Origin of the sequence: Janibacter hoylei PVAS-1 (assembly GCF_000297495.1) — a bacterium.
In the GTDB taxonomy this organism is placed as follows: domain Bacteria; phylum Actinomycetota; class Actinomycetes; order Actinomycetales; family Dermatophilaceae; genus Janibacter; species Janibacter hoylei.
Map to the genome: position 1 here is coordinate 1 of NZ_ALWX01000055.1, position 14,989 is coordinate 14,989.

Here is a 14,989-nt window from a genome sequence, read left to right on the forward strand (position 1 = left end):
ATCACCCCCGACCTCGTCCGTCGGCACGAGCATCGGCTCGTAACGGCGCCTTCGTCGCCGCGGACCCGACGGTCGAAGGGGTGGGGCGCCTCGAGGAGCTGTGGCGCGACGTCGTGCGCTCCGGGGAGATGAGTGAAAGCCCGGTGCGGCGGGCCGCGCGCCTGGCCAAGCACGGCACCCACGTCATGCGCCCCGGGCTCATCCCCGACCTCGTCGCGCGCCACCTCGGCGTCGACCTCGTCGAGGACCTGCCCGTCCCCTTCCAGTGCGTCGCCGCCGAGATCGAGGGCTCGGTGTCCCGGTGGTTCACGGCCGGGCCCATCGGGCCGGCGGTCGCCGCCAGCTGCGCCGTGCCCGGGCTCTTCGCCCCCGTCGAGATCGACGGGGCGCACTACTACGACGGTGGCCTCGTCCACTCGATCCCCGTCGGGCGGGTCATCGCCCTCGGCGCGACCGAGGTGCACGTGCTCCAGGTCGGGCGGGTCGAGCAGCCGCTCTCCGCGCCGACCAACCCGCTCGACGTCGGGCTCGTCGCCTTCGAGATCGCCCGCCGGCACCGCTTCGTCGAGGAGATCGCCGAGGTGCCCGACTCCGTGCGGCTGCACGTGCTGCCGAGCGGCACCGACCGCACGCCGACGGCCTCGCTCCTCGGCCAGGGCACGGTCGCCAAGGTCGACGAGCGGATGGCCCGGGCCTTCGAGGCGACGAGCGCCTACCTCGAGGGGACCACGCGATGAGGATCAGCGCGCTCCCTTCGCTCCCGGCGCCGCCGCTGTGGCTGCGGATGGTCCTGCAGGCGCTCTACCCGCTCTTCGGCATCGTCATGTCGCTCGCCTTCCTCGTGCTCGTGCCCTTCCTCGTGCTGCTGTGGCCGTGGGACCGGCGGCTGGCGATCCTGCGCTGCCTCTTCCTCACCGTCTACATCATGTGGGAGGACATCGGTCTCGTCGTCGAGTGCTGGTACCTGCGGCTGCGCTCGCCGCGCGGCACGAGCCCGACCTGGGACGCCGACCACCTCGCGCTCATCAAGCGGGCGCTCGACAACGTGCTCTTCACCGCGCGGCGGGTCGTCGGCTTCCACGTCGAGATCGAGGGCCAGCTGACCGTCGGCCGACCGGGGCACCCGCTCGTCGTGATCTCCCGCCACGCCGGCCCGGCCGACTCGCTGGCCATCGCCTGGCTGCTCGCCTCGACCGCCGGGCGGATCCCACGGATCATCCTCGCCGACGCGATGCTCTGGGACCCGGGCATCGCGATGGTCCTGCAGCGCCTCGACTCCTACTTCGTGCCCTCGCGATCCGGCGCGGGCGACGACCGGACCAAGGGGGTCGAGGAGCTCGCGTCGACGCTCACGGCCAAGGACGCGATGCTCATCTTCCCGGAGGGGCGCAACTGGACCCGCGAGCGGCACGAGGTGCTCGTCGAGGACCTCGGGTCGCGCGGGGAGACGGCGCGGCAGGAGCTCGCGCGCTCGCGGCCGTGGGTGCTCGAGCCCCGCTCCCGCGGCGTGGCCGCGATGCGCGAGCACGCGCCCGATGCGGACGTCATGGTCATCGCCCACACCGGCCTCGACATGATCTCCGGGCCGGCCGCCGTGGTCCGCGCCGTGCCCTTCCGCAACCGGTTGCTCATCCGCGGCCGGACGTACCACAGCGAAGACGTCCCCACCCGGCCCGACGAGGTCGCCGCCTGGCTCGACGCGCGCTGGGCGGAGGTCAACTCCTGGGTCGACAGGCGCATCAGCGGGCGAGAGCACCGGTGAAGCCGTGGTTCCCGCCGACGGTGAGCACGGTGGCCGTCGCGGCGGCTGCGGAGGCGGACAACCGTGTGCACCGGTGGCCGCTCACGCCCCGGATCACCCGGTGGCTGCGGACGAAGGGGGCCGACGCCCGCCTCGCCGGCTTCGAGACCGACCGCGCGGCACTGGGGGTCGAGGTCGCGCACGATGCCCGCGGCGACCTCGTGATGACGACTCCTCTCACCGGTGCGCATTTCCCTAGGGAAATGCGCACGGAAGGGCCATCTGGTCGCCCACTCCCTGCGCATTTGCCTAGGGAAATGCGCAGGGACGGGCAGGATGCGCGCGCGGGGGGAGGCGTGGGTGCTGTGGGCCCACGGCGGCGGATTTTGCTGGGGGTCGGCGCGCGACGGCACCGGGCTGCGGCTGGCCGCCGGACTCGGGCGCCCCGTGGTGTCGGTGGAGTACCCGCTCGCTCCGGAGGAGCGCTTCCCGGTCGCGATCGAGCACTGCCTGGCCGCCTACGAGGCCGGGGTCCGTGAGCGCGGGCCGCAGGTCCTCCTCGGCGGGGTCTCGGCCGGAGCCAACCTGGCCTTGGGTGTGCTGCAGCGGGTCCGGGCCCTGCGGGAGAGCGGGTCGGACCTGCCCCAGCCGATCGGCCTGGTGGGGCTGACCCCCTTCGGCGACCTGGCGGGCGAGGGCGACTCCTACCGCGTCAACGAAGGCCGCGACGCCTACCTGCGCTGGCGGGGCCAGCAGGAGCGCTTCGCGCGGGCGTACGCCGGGCGGGCCGACCTGCGCGACCCCCTCGTCTCACCCGTGCACGCCGACTGGTCGGGCGAGCCGCTGCCGCCGGCGATCTTCACGACGGGTACGCGCGACCTCTTCCTCTCCGACACCGCGCGCATCCACACCGCGTGGCGGGCCGCCGGTGGGGAGGCCGACCTCGTGCTCGCCGAAGGGATGTGGCACAGCTACCTCTCCGACGCCCGGCTGCCGGAGTCGGACGCACTCATGGCCCGGCTGCTCGACTGGTGCGACGGGGTGCTCGCCGGGCGGGTGTGACGCGCCGGGCACGAGCCGGGCTCAGCCCCCGAGCCGCCGCAGCCGGTCCAGCCACTGCCGTGCCGCGACGAAGGCCGCGTCGCTCGTGATCGGGTCGACCGAGATCGGGGTGCCGGCGGCGGCGGGATAGGACCCGAGGAAGCGCACGTCGGCACACACGCGGTGCAGGCTCATCAGCGCCGCGCCGACCCGCTCGTCCTGCACGTGCCCCTCGAGGTCGATCGAGAAGCAGTAGGAGCCCATCGACTCCTTCGTCGGCCGGGACTCCAGCCGGGTCATGTTGATCCCGCGGACGGCGAACTGCTCGAGCAGCTCGAGCAGCCCGCCCGCGCGGTCGCTGCGCTGGTAGAGCACGACCGTCGTCTTGTCACGCCCGGTCGGAGCCGGGAGCCAGTCGGGCCGGGAGACGACGACGAAGCGGGTCACCGCATTGCTCATGTCACCGATGTCGTGGGCGACCACCTCGAGCCCGAAGTGCTCGGCGGCGATCGGGGCGCAGACCGCGACGTCGTAGCCGACCTCACCCGGGTGCTCGGCGAGGTCCTTGGCCGCCGACGCCGTCGACAGCGTCGGGACGTAGATCGCCTGCGGCGCCCGCCCACCCGCCCACCCGCGCACCTGGGCCCACGCGTGACTGTGGGTGCCGATGGCTCGAGCCGCTCCCAGCGCGGTGCCCGGCCGCGCGCAGGCGACGAAGGTGATCGGCACGAGGACCTCGCCGACGACGACGAGCGGGTCGCCCGAGGTGAGGGCGTCGAGGGTGGCCGAGACACCCCCTTCGACGGAGTTCTCGATCGGGACGACCGCGGCGTCGACGTCACCGGCGCGCAGCGCGTCGAGGGCCGCGTCGACGGACCCGAGGGGGACCTGCTCGTGCTCCGCGTCGGCCACCCACGACAGCAGCGCCTGCTGGGTGAAGGTGCCCTCGGGGCCGAGGTAGGCGTAGCGGGTCATGTCTCTCCTCCTGGGACGGACGAAGGGGGTCAGGCGTCCGGTGATCCGGTGCGAGCGGCCGCGAGAGCCTGCCGCTCCTCAGGGGTCAGGGTCGAGTCGGCGTCGCCGCCGACGACTCCCTTGGCATAGGTGCGCGACTCGCCCCGGCCGTGGATGCTGCTCACGACGAGGCCATCACCGGCGTCGTCGATGATCGCTGCCGAAAAGCTCAGCCGACCGCCCATGTCGCCGAAGGCGTCGTAGCGGACGACGGCCACGTGCCGCAGGGCCTGGCCGATGTCGTGACGAAGGGCGGCGAGGTCACCTTCGCCGACGGGCGAGCGGGCCTCGAGGGTCGCGATCCGCTCACCGAGGGCGCGGGTGCGGGCGAGCAGGGCGACGACGGCGACCAGGGCGAGGGCGAGTCCGCACAGCAGGGCGATCTCGACGGCGCTCATGCGCTCACCCTAGGCCTGTCCCCCGGCACCCGAGCCGGCATCTCACGGTCGGTCCGGTGGATCGCCCAGGCGAGCAGGGCGAGGACGACGACGCTGCCGATGACATTGCCCTCGACGAGCAGGTCGCCGACCCAGCGCGGGTCCCTCCCTTCGCGCTTCCACAGCACCCCCCAGAAGGGCATGGTGCAGACGAACCACGCGATGACGACTGCGGCCGCTCCGAGGCGGGGCCAGTCGGGCCGGCGCCAGCGCATGACGTAGGGCCCGAGGATCGCCGGGACGATGACGATGATCCAGTGCAGGTGGTGCACCCACGAGACCGGGGAGAGGAGGAAGCCGGCGAGGCCGACGGCTGCCGCCTCCGCGACCCAGTCGCCCTGGCGGTGCGCGCGCTGGGCGATCCAGAAGACGACCGCGCCCATGACGAGCAGCCACGGGGCCCACGCGAGGGTGAGCTCGGTGCCCTCGAGTCCGCGGCGGAGCAGGGTGGCGCGGAAGGCCTGGTTGGCCGAGCCGTCGTTGGGGCCGAGCCGGGTCGGGTCGGACAGCGCCCCGCCCCAGAAGGCGAAGGAGGCCTGCGGCAGCACGAGCCAGGCGGCGACCGAGACGAAGGTGGCGGTGCCGATCGCCCAGCCGGCCTCGCGCCAGCGGCGGCCCAGCAGGTAGTGGATGACGAAGACGCCGGGTGTCAGCTTGATCGCCATGGCGAGCCCGACGAGCACGCCCGGGGGCACCCGCGCGAGCCAGCGGTGCCGTGGCCGCTGCAGGTCGAGCAGGCAGATGAGGACGAGGAAGGCGTTGACCTGCGCGAAGCGGATCCCGTCGCCGACCGGCTGGGTCCACAGGAATCCGGCGGCGACGACACCGACGAGGACCGGCGCCCAGACCCCGACCCGCTCGCGCACCCGGTACCACGCGAGCCAGACGATGGCGACGTTGGCGAGCAGCTGGGCGATGGTCCACAGCCAGGCCGCGACCTCGAAGGGGACGAGTGCGAGCGGCACGGAGAGGAAGGCTGCGATGGGCGGGTAGGTGAAGGGCAGCAGCTGCGGCGGCTGGGTCATCTGCGCGTAGATGTCGCGCCCCTGCAGGACCGAGAGCCCGCCCTCGCGGTAGACCTGCACGTCGACCTGCCACTGGTCCTGCGGGAAGAGGAAGAGGAACTTCGCGATCGGCCAGGCGGCGACGAGCACGAAGAGGACGACCCCGAGGAGGACGTGGGGTCGACTCAGGCGGGACATGGGCCCCATTGTGGCCGACGGGGGCTGGCCCGCGGCGCAGGTCACTACGGTTGGGGCATGGTCGGCGCCGCACTCCCTCCGCGCGCCCGGGGTCTGCTCCCGGTCGTGCTGGTCCTGCTCGTGCTCGTCGCCGGGGTGCTCGGCGTCGGCGGCGGTCGGGCCAGCGCCGAGACCGGGCCGCGCGATGTCGTCGTCGTGGGTGCTCCCGGCCTGTCGTGGAGCGACGTCACCGCCGAGGGGACGCCGGCGCTGCACTCGCTGTCGCAGGGCGGCGCGATCAGCAACCTCAACGTGCGCTCCACCTACTTCACCTCGTGCCCGGTCGACGGGTGGCTCGGGCTGTCCGCCGGCAACCGCGCGGCCCAGCCGCGGGACGTGACCCGGGGGCAGCTGCGGGCCGACCCGCGAGCGCTGCCGCATTGCGACTCCCTGCCGGAGGTCGAGTCGTCGTCGGCGATGACCTCCGTCGAGATGGACCGCGATTTCTGGAGCGGTTTGTCGAAGGGGGTTGCCGCGCAAGGCTTCGAGGCCCGGATCGGGTCGCTCGGGTCGGCGGTGCACGAGGCGGGCGGCTGCATCACCGGCAGCGGGCCGGGCGCGGTGCTCGCGATGACCTCCCGCGACGGCATCGTCCACGGCGAGGGGGGAGCCGGGGGTCGCCGAGCCCTGCCCGGTCACCCTCGTGGGAGCGCCGCCGATCACGATCGCCGAGGAGGGGGACCCGCGGCAGCGGCAGGTCGCCGCGGTCGACGCCGCGGTCGACGACGTGCTGACCGCCGCCGACGCCGACACCGTCGTGATCGTCGCCGGGCTCTCGGACGACGGGGGCAAGCCCGGCCTGCGGCTCCTCGCGATGACCGGTGGCGGCACACCTGCGGGGTGGCTGCACTCCGACTCGACGACGCGCGACGAGATGGCCCAGGTGGCCGACCTCACCCACTCGGTGCTGACGATCGCCGGGATGGAGCCGCCGGAGGGGATCGCCGGGCGCGCCCTCGTGCCCGTCGCCGACGACGCGCCGGCGCGCGATCGGGTCGCGACCCTCGTCGACGACGACGCCCAGCTGCAGGCGGCCGACGAGGTCATCCCGCCCTTCTTCCGGGGCTTCGGCGTCGGCCTCGTCGGGCTGCTCGCCCTCGCCGGGCTCGTCGCCCGCGTCGGCCCGGAGCGCTGGCGACCGACGATCGTCCGGGCCGTGGGGCTCGTCGCCCTCGCGGCGATGGCCGTGCCCGCCTCGACCTACCTGCTGACCCTCACCCGGTGGTTCGACACGGAGTCGGTCCTCGGTGGCTTCGTCCTGCGGCTCGGCGTCATCGACCTGGCGCTCGTCGCCGCCGTGCTCGCGCTCGTGCTGCTCGTCGTGCGGCTGGCACCTGCGCACCTGCGGGGCGAGGGTCCGCTGATGGCCCGCACGGCGGTCGGCGCGGTCTCCGCGATCACCTTCGCCCTGCTTGCCGGCGACCTGCTCCTCGGCCGCGGGCGGATGACGATGCTCTCCACCCTCGGCCTGCTGCCTCTCGACGGGGGCCGCTTCCACGGCTTCGGCAACGTCCCCTTCGCGATCTTCGCTGCCTCGGCCTTCCTGCTCATGAGCGTGCTGGCGGCTCCCCTCGTCGCCCGCGGTCGCCGCACGGCCGCCGCGCTCGTCGTCGGTGTGGTCGGCCTGGTGACCTTCGTCGTCGACGCCTGGCTCGGGGCGGACGGCGGTGGCGCGCTCGCGCTCATCCCGTCGGTCGGTTACCTCGTGCTCGCCGTCGCCGGCGTCCGCCTGACGTGGGCCAAGGTCGTCGCGATCGGTCTGGCCACCGGCGTGGGCTTCCTCGCGATGGCGGGGGCGGACTGGCTGCGGCCCGAGGAGCAGCGGACCCATCTCGGCCGCTTCTTCCAGAGCCTGCTCGACGGCGACGCGTGGGGCATCCTCGTGCGGAAGCTCGAGACCAATGTCGACCTGCTGCTCGGCCCGGAGCGCGCGGCGCTGCTCGTGCCGGTCGTCCTCGTCGCGGTCATCTGGGTGCTCGCGCGGCCGGGCAGCGCTGCGGGACAACGGGTCCAGCCGCTGATGTCCGCCTATCCCGGGCTGCGCGTCGGTCTCATCGGGCTCGTCGTCGCGCTCACGGTCGGCTTCCTGCTCAACGACTCGGGCACGGCGATCCCGGCCGCCGCGGCGCTCGTCCTCGCGCCGGCGCTGCTCGTCCTGTGGGCCGGAGCCGGCCGAGCGCGGGATGAGCGTGTGGAGGGGCCAGCGACTGGCTGACCCACTGCGCACTGCAGGCGTCAGGGAGCCCGCAGCTGGCGGGGGTAGCAGGCGTTGTCGAGGTCGTCCCCGCTCAGCCACGAGAACTCGACCTCGCACCACGCCTCGGCGTCCTCGCGGGTCGTCAGCCAGCCTGGGTCGACGATGGTCATCCAGATCTTGTCGTCATCGGCGCCCACGGTGCTGCCGAGGTCCTCGGCCTTGAGCAGGTAGACGTCGGTCCAGGCGTAGGTCGACTCGATTTCCTCGTGCAGCTCGAGGATGTCGGGGAGGCGGAAGACGTGGGACCCGCTGCTCGTGAGCTGGCGGTCGTCACGGGTGCCGTCCTGCTTGGCCGAGAGGCTCACCGCCCAGTCGCCATCGGTGACGAGCCGGCCGAGGGACTCGTCGCGCTTGTCGCTCAGCTGCTCGGCTGCGCTCGGTGGTGCCGCGGTCGTCGTCACCGTGGTCGTCGGAGGTGGCGTCGCGGTGCTCGTCACCGTCGTCGTGGGCGGGGGCGTGGCCGTGACGGTCGTCGTCGGCGTCGAGGTCGAAGGGGGCCCGGCCGCGGGCTCGCCGTCGGAGCCGAAGAACCACAACGCTGCACCACCCGCACCGAGCAGCAGGACACCGGCAGCGACGGCAGCGACGATTGCGGTCCACGGCGGGCCGCCGTGCGAGCCGGGGGGTGGGGCCATCGAGGCCCCCGCTGTCGGTGCAGCTGCAGTGGGCGTGACCGGGAGTGGACCTGGGCCCGCGGGCGGCGTCGGCTGCTGCACGATCCAGTCGTCCCACGAGGTCTCGGGCGACGGCTGCGGCCAGCCCGGGCGGGGGTCGAGTGCTGCCTGGGCGCGGGTTGGCTCGTCGTCCTGCCAGAAGCGACCGGCGTCGTCCGTGCCACCATCGGCCGCCATGCGGGCCCCGCACCCGGGGCAGAAGGCTCCCGTGCTCGTCGTCCCGCACGAAGTGCACTCCATCTCGTCCCCCCGGGTTGCGCGCGATCACTGGATCCTAGATCCGTTGACCCCTTCCTGACCATCCCCTGACTCGCCTCTGACGGGCTTGCCGGCACAGCACCCAGATCGCGACCCAGACCGCCAGCGTCGCCAGCGGTGACGCGACGAAGCGGACCGCGAGCGTCACGGTCTCGACGTCCTCGGGCAGGTGCACCCGCCCGGGGACGTAGGCGAGGGCCAGTACGAGCGAGCGCGCCACGAGGAGCAGCAGGAGGGGCCTCAGCCGCCGCCATCCCTCGTGACCGACGAGCCCGACGAGGACGGCGGTGGCGAGCCACTGCGGCAGCTCGTACCAGGGCAGCACGTACCCGGCGCCGAGGGAGTAGGCCGTCGTCAGGACGAAGAGCGCCCGCACCGCCACCACCTCGGTCAGGCCGTCGGTGATCCGCCACAGCGCGACCGCGAGCAGCACGCACCCGATCGCGGCGACCCACGTCGTCACGCTCCGGGCGACGCCCTCGTCGAGCCAGAGGTCGAGCAGCGTGTAGACCGACCGCCAGGGCATGGCGTAGGAGATGCCGCTGCCGGCCTCGCCGATCCGCGTCAGGGCCGCTCGCCCGACGAAGGCGTGGGCCGGCACGAGCACGATGAGGGTCCCGACGACGAGCCGCGCCACCTCGGCCCACCTGCGGGGCCGGGGCGACGTCCCGAGCCACCCCCACAGCAGGGCGACGCCGACGACGCCGGCCGTGAGCTTGGTGCTCGCGGCCAGGCCGGTCGCGAGACCGGCGAGCAGCGGCCGGCCCGCGAGACCGAGGCCCAGCGCGGCGACCATGGCACAGACGGCGAGGGTGTCGACGTGCGCGCCGAGCACGCCCGCCCCGACGACGAGGACATTGGTCGTCCACCACCGGTCGACGGTCGGCCGGTCCGTGCCCAGGCGCACGAGCAGCTCGCGCACTCCGAGCCAGGCCCCGACGACGAGGGCCTGCCAGACCCAGACGACCTGTCGGGCGAGCTCGCCGCCGACCTGGGCCGACAGCCCCATGAGCCAGGTGCCGACGGGTCCGTAGACGCTCGCCGCCTCGCGCCACGGGTCCTGCACCCAGCGGACGACCGGGTCGGCGTCGCCGCGCCACTGCGAGGGCACGACCGTCCACGGGTCGCCGCCCTCGACGAGGATGCGCCCGTAGGCCGCGTAGTTCGTGTGGTCCGCCGTGCCGAAGGGAGCGGTGAGCAGCACGAGCACGGCGAACCCGACGACGTGCCACCACTGCAGGCGAAGGGGGACGGGCCGGCGCACGTGCCGCCACAGCGAGGCGGCACCGAGCAGGTAGCCGAGGGTCTGGAGCGCGACGACCGTCCACGGCGTCAGCTGCCACGGCAGGCTCGGCGGGGCCCAGCCGTGCGGCCCGAGGGGCGGCAGGGCGACCGACGTGCCGCTCGCGCCGACGAGCAGCAGCAGACCGAGCCCGGCGACGAGCAGCCCGACGTCGAGGCGCGCGCGGGGGGGCGGGTCGGCGTGCGAGCCGGGGCGTGCCGACGGCCCCGCCGGGTCGGCAGCCGACGTCACGAGAGGAAGCGGCGGGCGAGCAGGGCGCCCGAGACGTCGCGCAGCTGCATCGCCCGGTGCACCCGTCCCTTGATGTCGTTGCCCGTGCGGCGGTGGGTCAGCTCGACGGGGACCTCGACGACCCGACGGCCGGCGCGCAGCACGTCGACGAGCATCGCGGCCTCGACGCCCCAGCCGGAGGCGAGGGGGGTCGCGTCGGCGAAGGTCTCCCGGGTGAGCGCCCGCATGCCGTTGAGCGGTTGCTCGACGACGCGACCGGTCATCGCCTCGATCTGGCCGCGCGCCAGCCTCACGACGCGGCCAGCGCCGAGCGAGGAGGCGCTGCGCGGGATGTTGGCCACCGCGAGGTCGGCCGTGCCGGCGAGCACCGGCTCGAGCAGGGGCGCGAGGTTGGCCGCGGACTCCCCGAGGTCGGCGTCGGCGAAGAGGAGGAGGTAGGGCTCGGCGCCGGTGCGGGCCTCCTCCTCGGCCAGGCGGGCCACGCCCGTCTCGAGCGCAGCGGCCTTGCCCCGGTTGGCGGGGTGGCGCACGACGAGCGCGCCGGCGTCCGCGGCGACGGCCGCGGTCGGGTCCGTCGAGCCGTCGTCGACGACGACGACGAGCGCGATGTCGTCGAGCCCGAGCAGCGCGGTGACGGTCGTGGCGACCCGATCACCCTCGTCCTTGGCCGGCACGATCGCGGCCACCCGGGCGGACATCGTCAGCGCAGCGTCACCTGCCGGGAGAGCAGGCCGGCACGGGCGCGGCGCTCCTCGGCAGTGAGCTCGTCGTCGGAGGCGGCAGCCGTCGCGTAGCGCGCGGCGAAGTCGGCGACGGCGGCCTCGTGCTCCGACGGGTCGGAGTCGGGGGCCACCTCCCACACCGGGACCACGAGGCCGCCGGCACGGAACATGCCGAGCAGGCGGCGGTCGTCGTCGAGGTGGGCCTCGCCCTTCGCGTGGAGCCGGGCGAGAGCGGTCGTTGCCACGTCCTCGGCGTCACCGATGATGTGGCGGATGTAGGTGCGCTCGCCGATGCGGCACCAGTAAGTGCTCGGGGTGCCGGCGATCGGGGCCGTCGGGACGACCGACTCGTTGGCCCGCTCGAGGGAGGCGGCGGCCTCGCCGCTCACCTCCTGGCCCTCGACCCAGAAGTCGAAGCCCTCGTGGACGGTGATCTCGAAGGGAGCGTCGGTGTCGATGAGGTCCTGCAGGCGCGGGGTCTCGGCGGTCGTGCGGGGCAGCTGCGGGATCGGCGCGCCCGGCTCGGCGGACAGCGCGGTGAGCAGTGCCTGACCGAGGTCGCGGCTCGGGTCACCGCTGCTCGAGCCGGACTGGCTGGCGATGAGCACGGTGCCGTCCTGGCGACGCAGCGCCGGCCAGGCCATCGGCAGCACACTCGCCAGGGTGACCGTCTCCGGAGACCCGTCGGGCACGGCGTCGGCGCGCAGCGTCAGCGTCGCCGTGGCGGCGGGGAGGATCTCGTAGGCCGCCACCCAGTCCGCCTCGCCCGGCAGCCCCTCGAAGGGACGTGCGACGTACGGCACCGGGGCGACCTTGGTCTTGCCCTGTGCGTCCTTCTTGCGTCGTGAAGCCTTGCCCATGGCGGTCAGCGTAGGCCCTCGGAGGCCGGGGCTTGGGTCGCACCGCCGCGACAGGGACAATGTGCGGGCAAGCGACCGCGATGAAGGGACCGCCTCACCCATGGGCCAGGCACACGACGGCACCGACGCCGCACCGACCGTCGACTCCTTCGGGGGCGAGATCGGCAAGGGCCAGGCCCGCACGATCCGCGCCCGGTGGGAGCTGCAGTCGGTCACCCGGGTGCGCGAGGCGGTCGCGCTCGACCTCGTCGCTCGGGGGGTCTCCGACGAGATCACCAGCGAGGCCGAGCTCGTCGTCACCGAGCTCGTCACCAACTCGCTGCGCCACGCCTCGCCGCTGGCCGACCGCACCGTCCGGATCCACTGGAAGGCGCGCGGTGACGCCGTCGAGATCGAGGTGAGCGACGGCGGCGCCGAGACCGAGCCGGCCCCGGCGCCGCGTCAGGTGTGGGCGACCTCCGGTCGCGGTCTGCGCATCGTGCGCAGCATCGCCCACGAGTGGGGCGTGCAGCGTGACGAGAAGCAGACGACCGTGTGGGCCGCTCTCGGCGGCCCCTCGCGCCGCCGCGTCGGCTGAGACCCGCGACGGGTCAGCCGAGGCGATCGGTCAGGCGCGCGCCTTGCGCCAGCCGGCGCGCCGGGCGTCGCTCTCGGAGCAGAACCAGCGCTCGCCCTTGCTCGTCGTGATGACGGTCGCGTTGTAGGAGCGGCCGCCGGGCACGTGGTAGATCTTCTCGCCGCTGCTGCTGATGTTGCCCTTGATCTTGCAGCCGGAGGTGACCGGCTTGGGCTTGGTCACGACGGGCTTGGGCTTCGGGGCGACGGTGCAGGAGCGCCACAGGCCACGCTTGGCGGACTTGGCCTTCGACTGGGCCCGCAGGTGGGAGGTGCGACCGGCGTAGGGGCGGTTGTACGTGTACTCCTTGGCGTAGCCGCCGTCGATGAGCTTGAGCGCGACCGACTGGCCGCCCGGGGTGTAGACGTGGCGCAGCAGGCGGCCGTAGCGGTCGGTGTTGCCCTGGGTCGAGTCGACCTTGATGTAGACCCTGCCCGAGGCCGTCAGCTGCTTCATCCGGGCCGTGGCCTGGGTCGCGTAGCACTGGCGGGGGCTCATCTCCGGCGCGTTGAGACCGATGAGCCGCACGGGCGTGGACTTGCCCTTGTAGCTGATCCGGATGGTGTCGCCGTCGGTGACCTTGAGGACCCGCACCGAGCTGGCCCCCTTCGGCGGCTTGGCGGTGGTGGCGGTGGCGACGGTCGCGGCAGCAGGGGCGGCGACGGCCGCGGGGGCAGCGGCAGCGGCAGCAGGGGCGGCGACGACGAGGGCAGCAGCAGCCAGGGTGGCGAGGCGGCGGATCACGGCAGGCTCCGGTCAGGGCGAAGGGATGGGGGTGGGAAGGCACAGCAGGGCCCGGCCCGAACCCAGGACCGGCTTCCCCCCGGTCCTGGGAGAAGGATGGCCGCACGAAGTTGAATTGTCAAAGGGCCCGCTGCCGTAGGGTTTGCGGCATGTCGTACGTCGCGCCGCAATACCCGTCCACCCCGCCGGCGAAGGGCGGCAAGCCCTGGCTCCTCATCGTCGGGGCGGTCCTCGCGATCATCGCGGTCGCGCTGTGCTGCGTCGGCGGGTTCATGACCGTCGGGTCGGGGCAGGACCTCGCCGACAGCCCCGAGTACACCGGCAGCCACACCGTCACCCTCCAGGAGGGCGACACGCGGGCCGTGTGGTCGAGCGACGAGTCCGCGAGCTGCTCCGTCACCGGCCCGTCCGGCTCGGTGAGCGATGCGAGCGGCAGCACGCAGACCACCAGCTGGGGCGAGGAGCAGTACCACCGGGTCTTCGCCATCGAGGCGGACCAGGCGGGCGACTACACGATCAACTGCGCGAGCCCCTTCCGTGTCGGCGACAGCCTCTCGACGGGCGGCTTCATCGGCATGGGCGTCGGCGCCGGGCTCGGCTGCATCGCCGTCGTCCTCATGGGCATCGGTCTCGTCCTCTGGCTGACCCGCCGCAAGCGCGCCTGACCCGGAATTCGTTGGCGGACCACGGTGGTGCGCTGCCACCGTGGTCCGGATGACGGATACCACCACCCTCACCGCCCTCGGCTGGGACGAGGCGAGCGCCGCGGCCTTCGACGACGTGGCGCGGTCGGCTCCCTTCGCCCTGGAGGCGGGTCGCGTCGGCCGGGTCGACCGCGGCCGGGTCACCGTCCACACCGCGCACGGGGCAGTGCCGGCGCTCGTCCGGCTGCCTGCGGGCAGCGATCTCGAGGACCAGCCGACGACCGGCGACTGGGTCGGGCTGGAGCGTCGCCCCGATGGTGACGTCGTCCGAGTGGTCCTGCCGCGGCGCACCGCGATCGTCCGCACGGCCGCCGGTGAGCGGTCCGACGCCCAGGTCATGGCGGCCAACCTCGACCACGTGCTGGTCGCGGTCCCCTTCGAGACGCGGGTCAACCTGTCGACGATCGAGCGCTACCTCGTCGTCGCCTGGGAGTCCGGGTCGCAGCCGCTCGTCGTGCTGACGAAGTCCGACCTCGCCTTCGACCCCGATGCCACCCGCGCCGAGGTCGAGGCGGCCGCCCCCGGGGTCGACGTCCACGTCGTCTCCGCAGAGACCGGCGAGGGCATCGACGTCCTCGCCGCGGTGCTCTCCGGTGGGACGACCGCGCTCGTCGGGCAGTCCGGCGCCGGCAAGTCGACGCTCGTCAACGCCCTTGCGGGGCAAGAGCTCCAGGCCGTCTCCGACACCCGGCAGGACGGCAAGGGCCGGCACACGACGACCGCCCGCGAGCTCGTCCCGCTCGGCGGTGGCGGGGTGCTCGTCGACACCCCCGGTCTGCGCTCGATCGGGCTGCACGACGACGGCGAAGGGGTGGCCCTCACCTTCCCCGACGTCGAGCTGCTCGTCGCGTCCTGCCGGTTCGCCGACTGCGGCCACGGCACCGAGCCCGGGTGCGCCGTGCAGGCCGCGCTCGCCTCGGGTGAGCTCGACGAGCGGCGCTGGCACAACTGGGGCAAGCTCCAGCGCGAGGCCGAGTGGATCGCCCGGCGCACCGACCCCGCCGCCCGCGCGGCCGCGCGCAAGCGGTGGGCGGCGACGGGCCGGGCCGGCCGGGCTCAGGCGGCGATCAAGCGGGGGCAGGACCCCTTCGCCTGAGGTCAGGAGTGACGCGACCCGCGGATCAGACGCACGCAACCCCAGACGAT

16 protein-coding genes are annotated in these 14,989 nt (G+C 73.8%); 7 read left to right on the forward strand and 9 right to left on the reverse strand.

Annotated elements, in window-relative coordinates; all coding sequences use genetic code 11:
• The 3 genes from B277_RS11780 to B277_RS11790 all read left to right on the forward strand — a co-directional run.
• Positions 1-737 (forward strand): patatin-like phospholipase family protein (locus B277_RS11780; protein WP_156811787.1); only part of this gene is annotated, 737 nt, incomplete at its 5' end.
• On the forward strand, positions 734-1,762 hold the full coding sequence (locus B277_RS11785; protein ID WP_007928542.1) for a 1-acyl-sn-glycerol-3-phosphate acyltransferase: 1,029 nt from the start codon (positions 734-736) through the stop codon (positions 1,760-1,762). The genes B277_RS11780 and B277_RS11785, both read left to right, overlap by 4 nt.
• Positions 1,763-2,077: 315 nt before the next feature.
• Complete coding sequence (locus tag B277_RS11790) at positions 2,078-2,803, forward strand: alpha/beta hydrolase (protein WP_007928543.1); 726 nt, start codon at positions 2,078-2,080, stop codon at positions 2,801-2,803.
• A gap of 21 nt (positions 2,804-2,824) precedes the next feature.
• Here the strand turns inward: B277_RS11790 and pheA are convergent, their stop codons facing one another.
• The 4 genes from pheA to B277_RS11810 all read right to left on the reverse strand — a co-directional run bounded on the left by pheA (position 2,825) and on the right by B277_RS11810 (position 6,064).
• Positions 2,825-3,757 (reverse strand): prephenate dehydratase, encoded by a 933-nt coding sequence (gene pheA, locus B277_RS11795; RefSeq protein ID WP_007928545.1) that lies wholly within the window; start codon positions 3,755-3,757, stop codon positions 2,825-2,827.
• A 29-nt stretch (positions 3,758-3,786) separates the two neighbouring features.
• A complete protein-coding gene (locus B277_RS11800; RefSeq protein ID WP_007928547.1) occupies positions 3,787-4,194 on the reverse strand; it encodes a DUF4446 family protein in 408 nt (135 codons plus the stop codon).
• Positions 4,191-5,435: a glycosyltransferase 87 family protein gene (locus B277_RS11805; protein WP_238148264.1), complete on the reverse strand. Its 1,245-nt coding sequence runs from the start codon at positions 5,433-5,435 to the stop codon at positions 4,191-4,193. The genes B277_RS11800 and B277_RS11805 overlap by 4 nt, the downstream gene beginning before the upstream one ends.
• A 302-nt stretch (positions 5,436-5,737) precedes the next feature.
• On the reverse strand, positions 5,738-6,064 hold the full coding sequence (locus B277_RS11810; protein WP_007928551.1) for a hypothetical protein: 327 nt from the start codon (positions 6,062-6,064) through the stop codon (positions 5,738-5,740).
• 53 nt (positions 6,065-6,117) lie between these two features.
• Here B277_RS11810 and B277_RS11815 point away from each other — a divergent pair, with 53 nt between their 5' ends.
• Positions 6,118-7,689: an alkaline phosphatase family protein gene (locus B277_RS11815; RefSeq protein WP_007928553.1), complete on the forward strand. Its 1,572-nt coding sequence runs from the start codon at positions 6,118-6,120 to the stop codon at positions 7,687-7,689.
• Between the two features lie 20 nt (positions 7,690-7,709).
• On the opposite strand, the gene B277_RS16135 is transcribed toward B277_RS11815, so the two are convergent.
• The 4 genes from B277_RS16135 to B277_RS11835 all read right to left on the reverse strand — a co-directional run bounded on the left by B277_RS16135 (position 7,710) and on the right by B277_RS11835 (position 11,779).
• Positions 7,710-8,366: a hypothetical protein gene (locus B277_RS16135; RefSeq protein WP_156811788.1), complete on the reverse strand. Its 657-nt coding sequence runs from the start codon at positions 8,364-8,366 to the stop codon at positions 7,710-7,712.
• A gap of 313 nt (positions 8,367-8,679) precedes the next feature.
• Positions 8,680-10,197, reverse strand: coding sequence for a glycosyltransferase family 87 protein (locus B277_RS11825; protein ID WP_007928556.1), 1,518 nt, complete (start codon positions 10,195-10,197; stop codon positions 8,680-8,682).
• Positions 10,194-10,895, reverse strand: coding sequence for a glycosyltransferase (locus tag B277_RS11830; RefSeq protein ID WP_128277493.1), 702 nt, complete (start codon positions 10,893-10,895; stop codon positions 10,194-10,196). The genes B277_RS11825 and B277_RS11830 overlap by 4 nt, the downstream gene beginning before the upstream one ends.
• A gap of 2 nt (positions 10,896-10,897) precedes the next feature.
• Complete coding sequence (locus B277_RS11835; protein ID WP_007928558.1) at positions 10,898-11,779, reverse strand: DUF5926 family protein; 882 nt, start codon at positions 11,777-11,779, stop codon at positions 10,898-10,900.
• Between the two features lie 100 nt (positions 11,780-11,879).
• On the opposite strand from B277_RS11835, the gene B277_RS11840 reads away from it, so the two are divergent.
• The gene (locus B277_RS11840; RefSeq protein WP_007928559.1) at positions 11,880-12,356 is read left to right on the forward strand and encodes an ATP-binding protein; all 477 of its coding nucleotides are present in this window, start codon (positions 11,880-11,882) and stop codon (positions 12,354-12,356) included.
• Between the two features lie 30 nt (positions 12,357-12,386).
• Here B277_RS11840 and B277_RS11845 read toward each other — a convergent pair whose 3' ends face one another.
• Positions 12,387-13,139, reverse strand: coding sequence for a thermonuclease family protein (locus tag B277_RS11845; protein WP_007928560.1), 753 nt, complete (start codon positions 13,137-13,139; stop codon positions 12,387-12,389).
• A gap of 149 nt (positions 13,140-13,288) precedes the next feature.
• Here B277_RS11845 and B277_RS11850 point away from each other — a divergent pair, with 149 nt between their 5' ends.
• Together B277_RS11850 and rsgA are read left to right on the forward strand one after the other, a co-directional pair.
• Positions 13,289-13,804 carry a hypothetical protein gene (locus B277_RS11850; RefSeq protein WP_007928561.1) on the forward strand — a complete coding sequence of 172 codons (516 nt, stop codon included), beginning with the start codon at positions 13,289-13,291 and terminating at the stop codon, positions 13,802-13,804.
• 49 nt (positions 13,805-13,853) lie between these two features.
• Positions 13,854-14,939, forward strand: a complete 1,086-nt coding sequence (gene rsgA / locus B277_RS11855) for a ribosome small subunit-dependent GTPase A (protein ID WP_007928562.1) — start codon at positions 13,854-13,856, stop codon at positions 14,937-14,939.
• Positions 14,940-14,989: the final 50 nt, after the last annotated feature.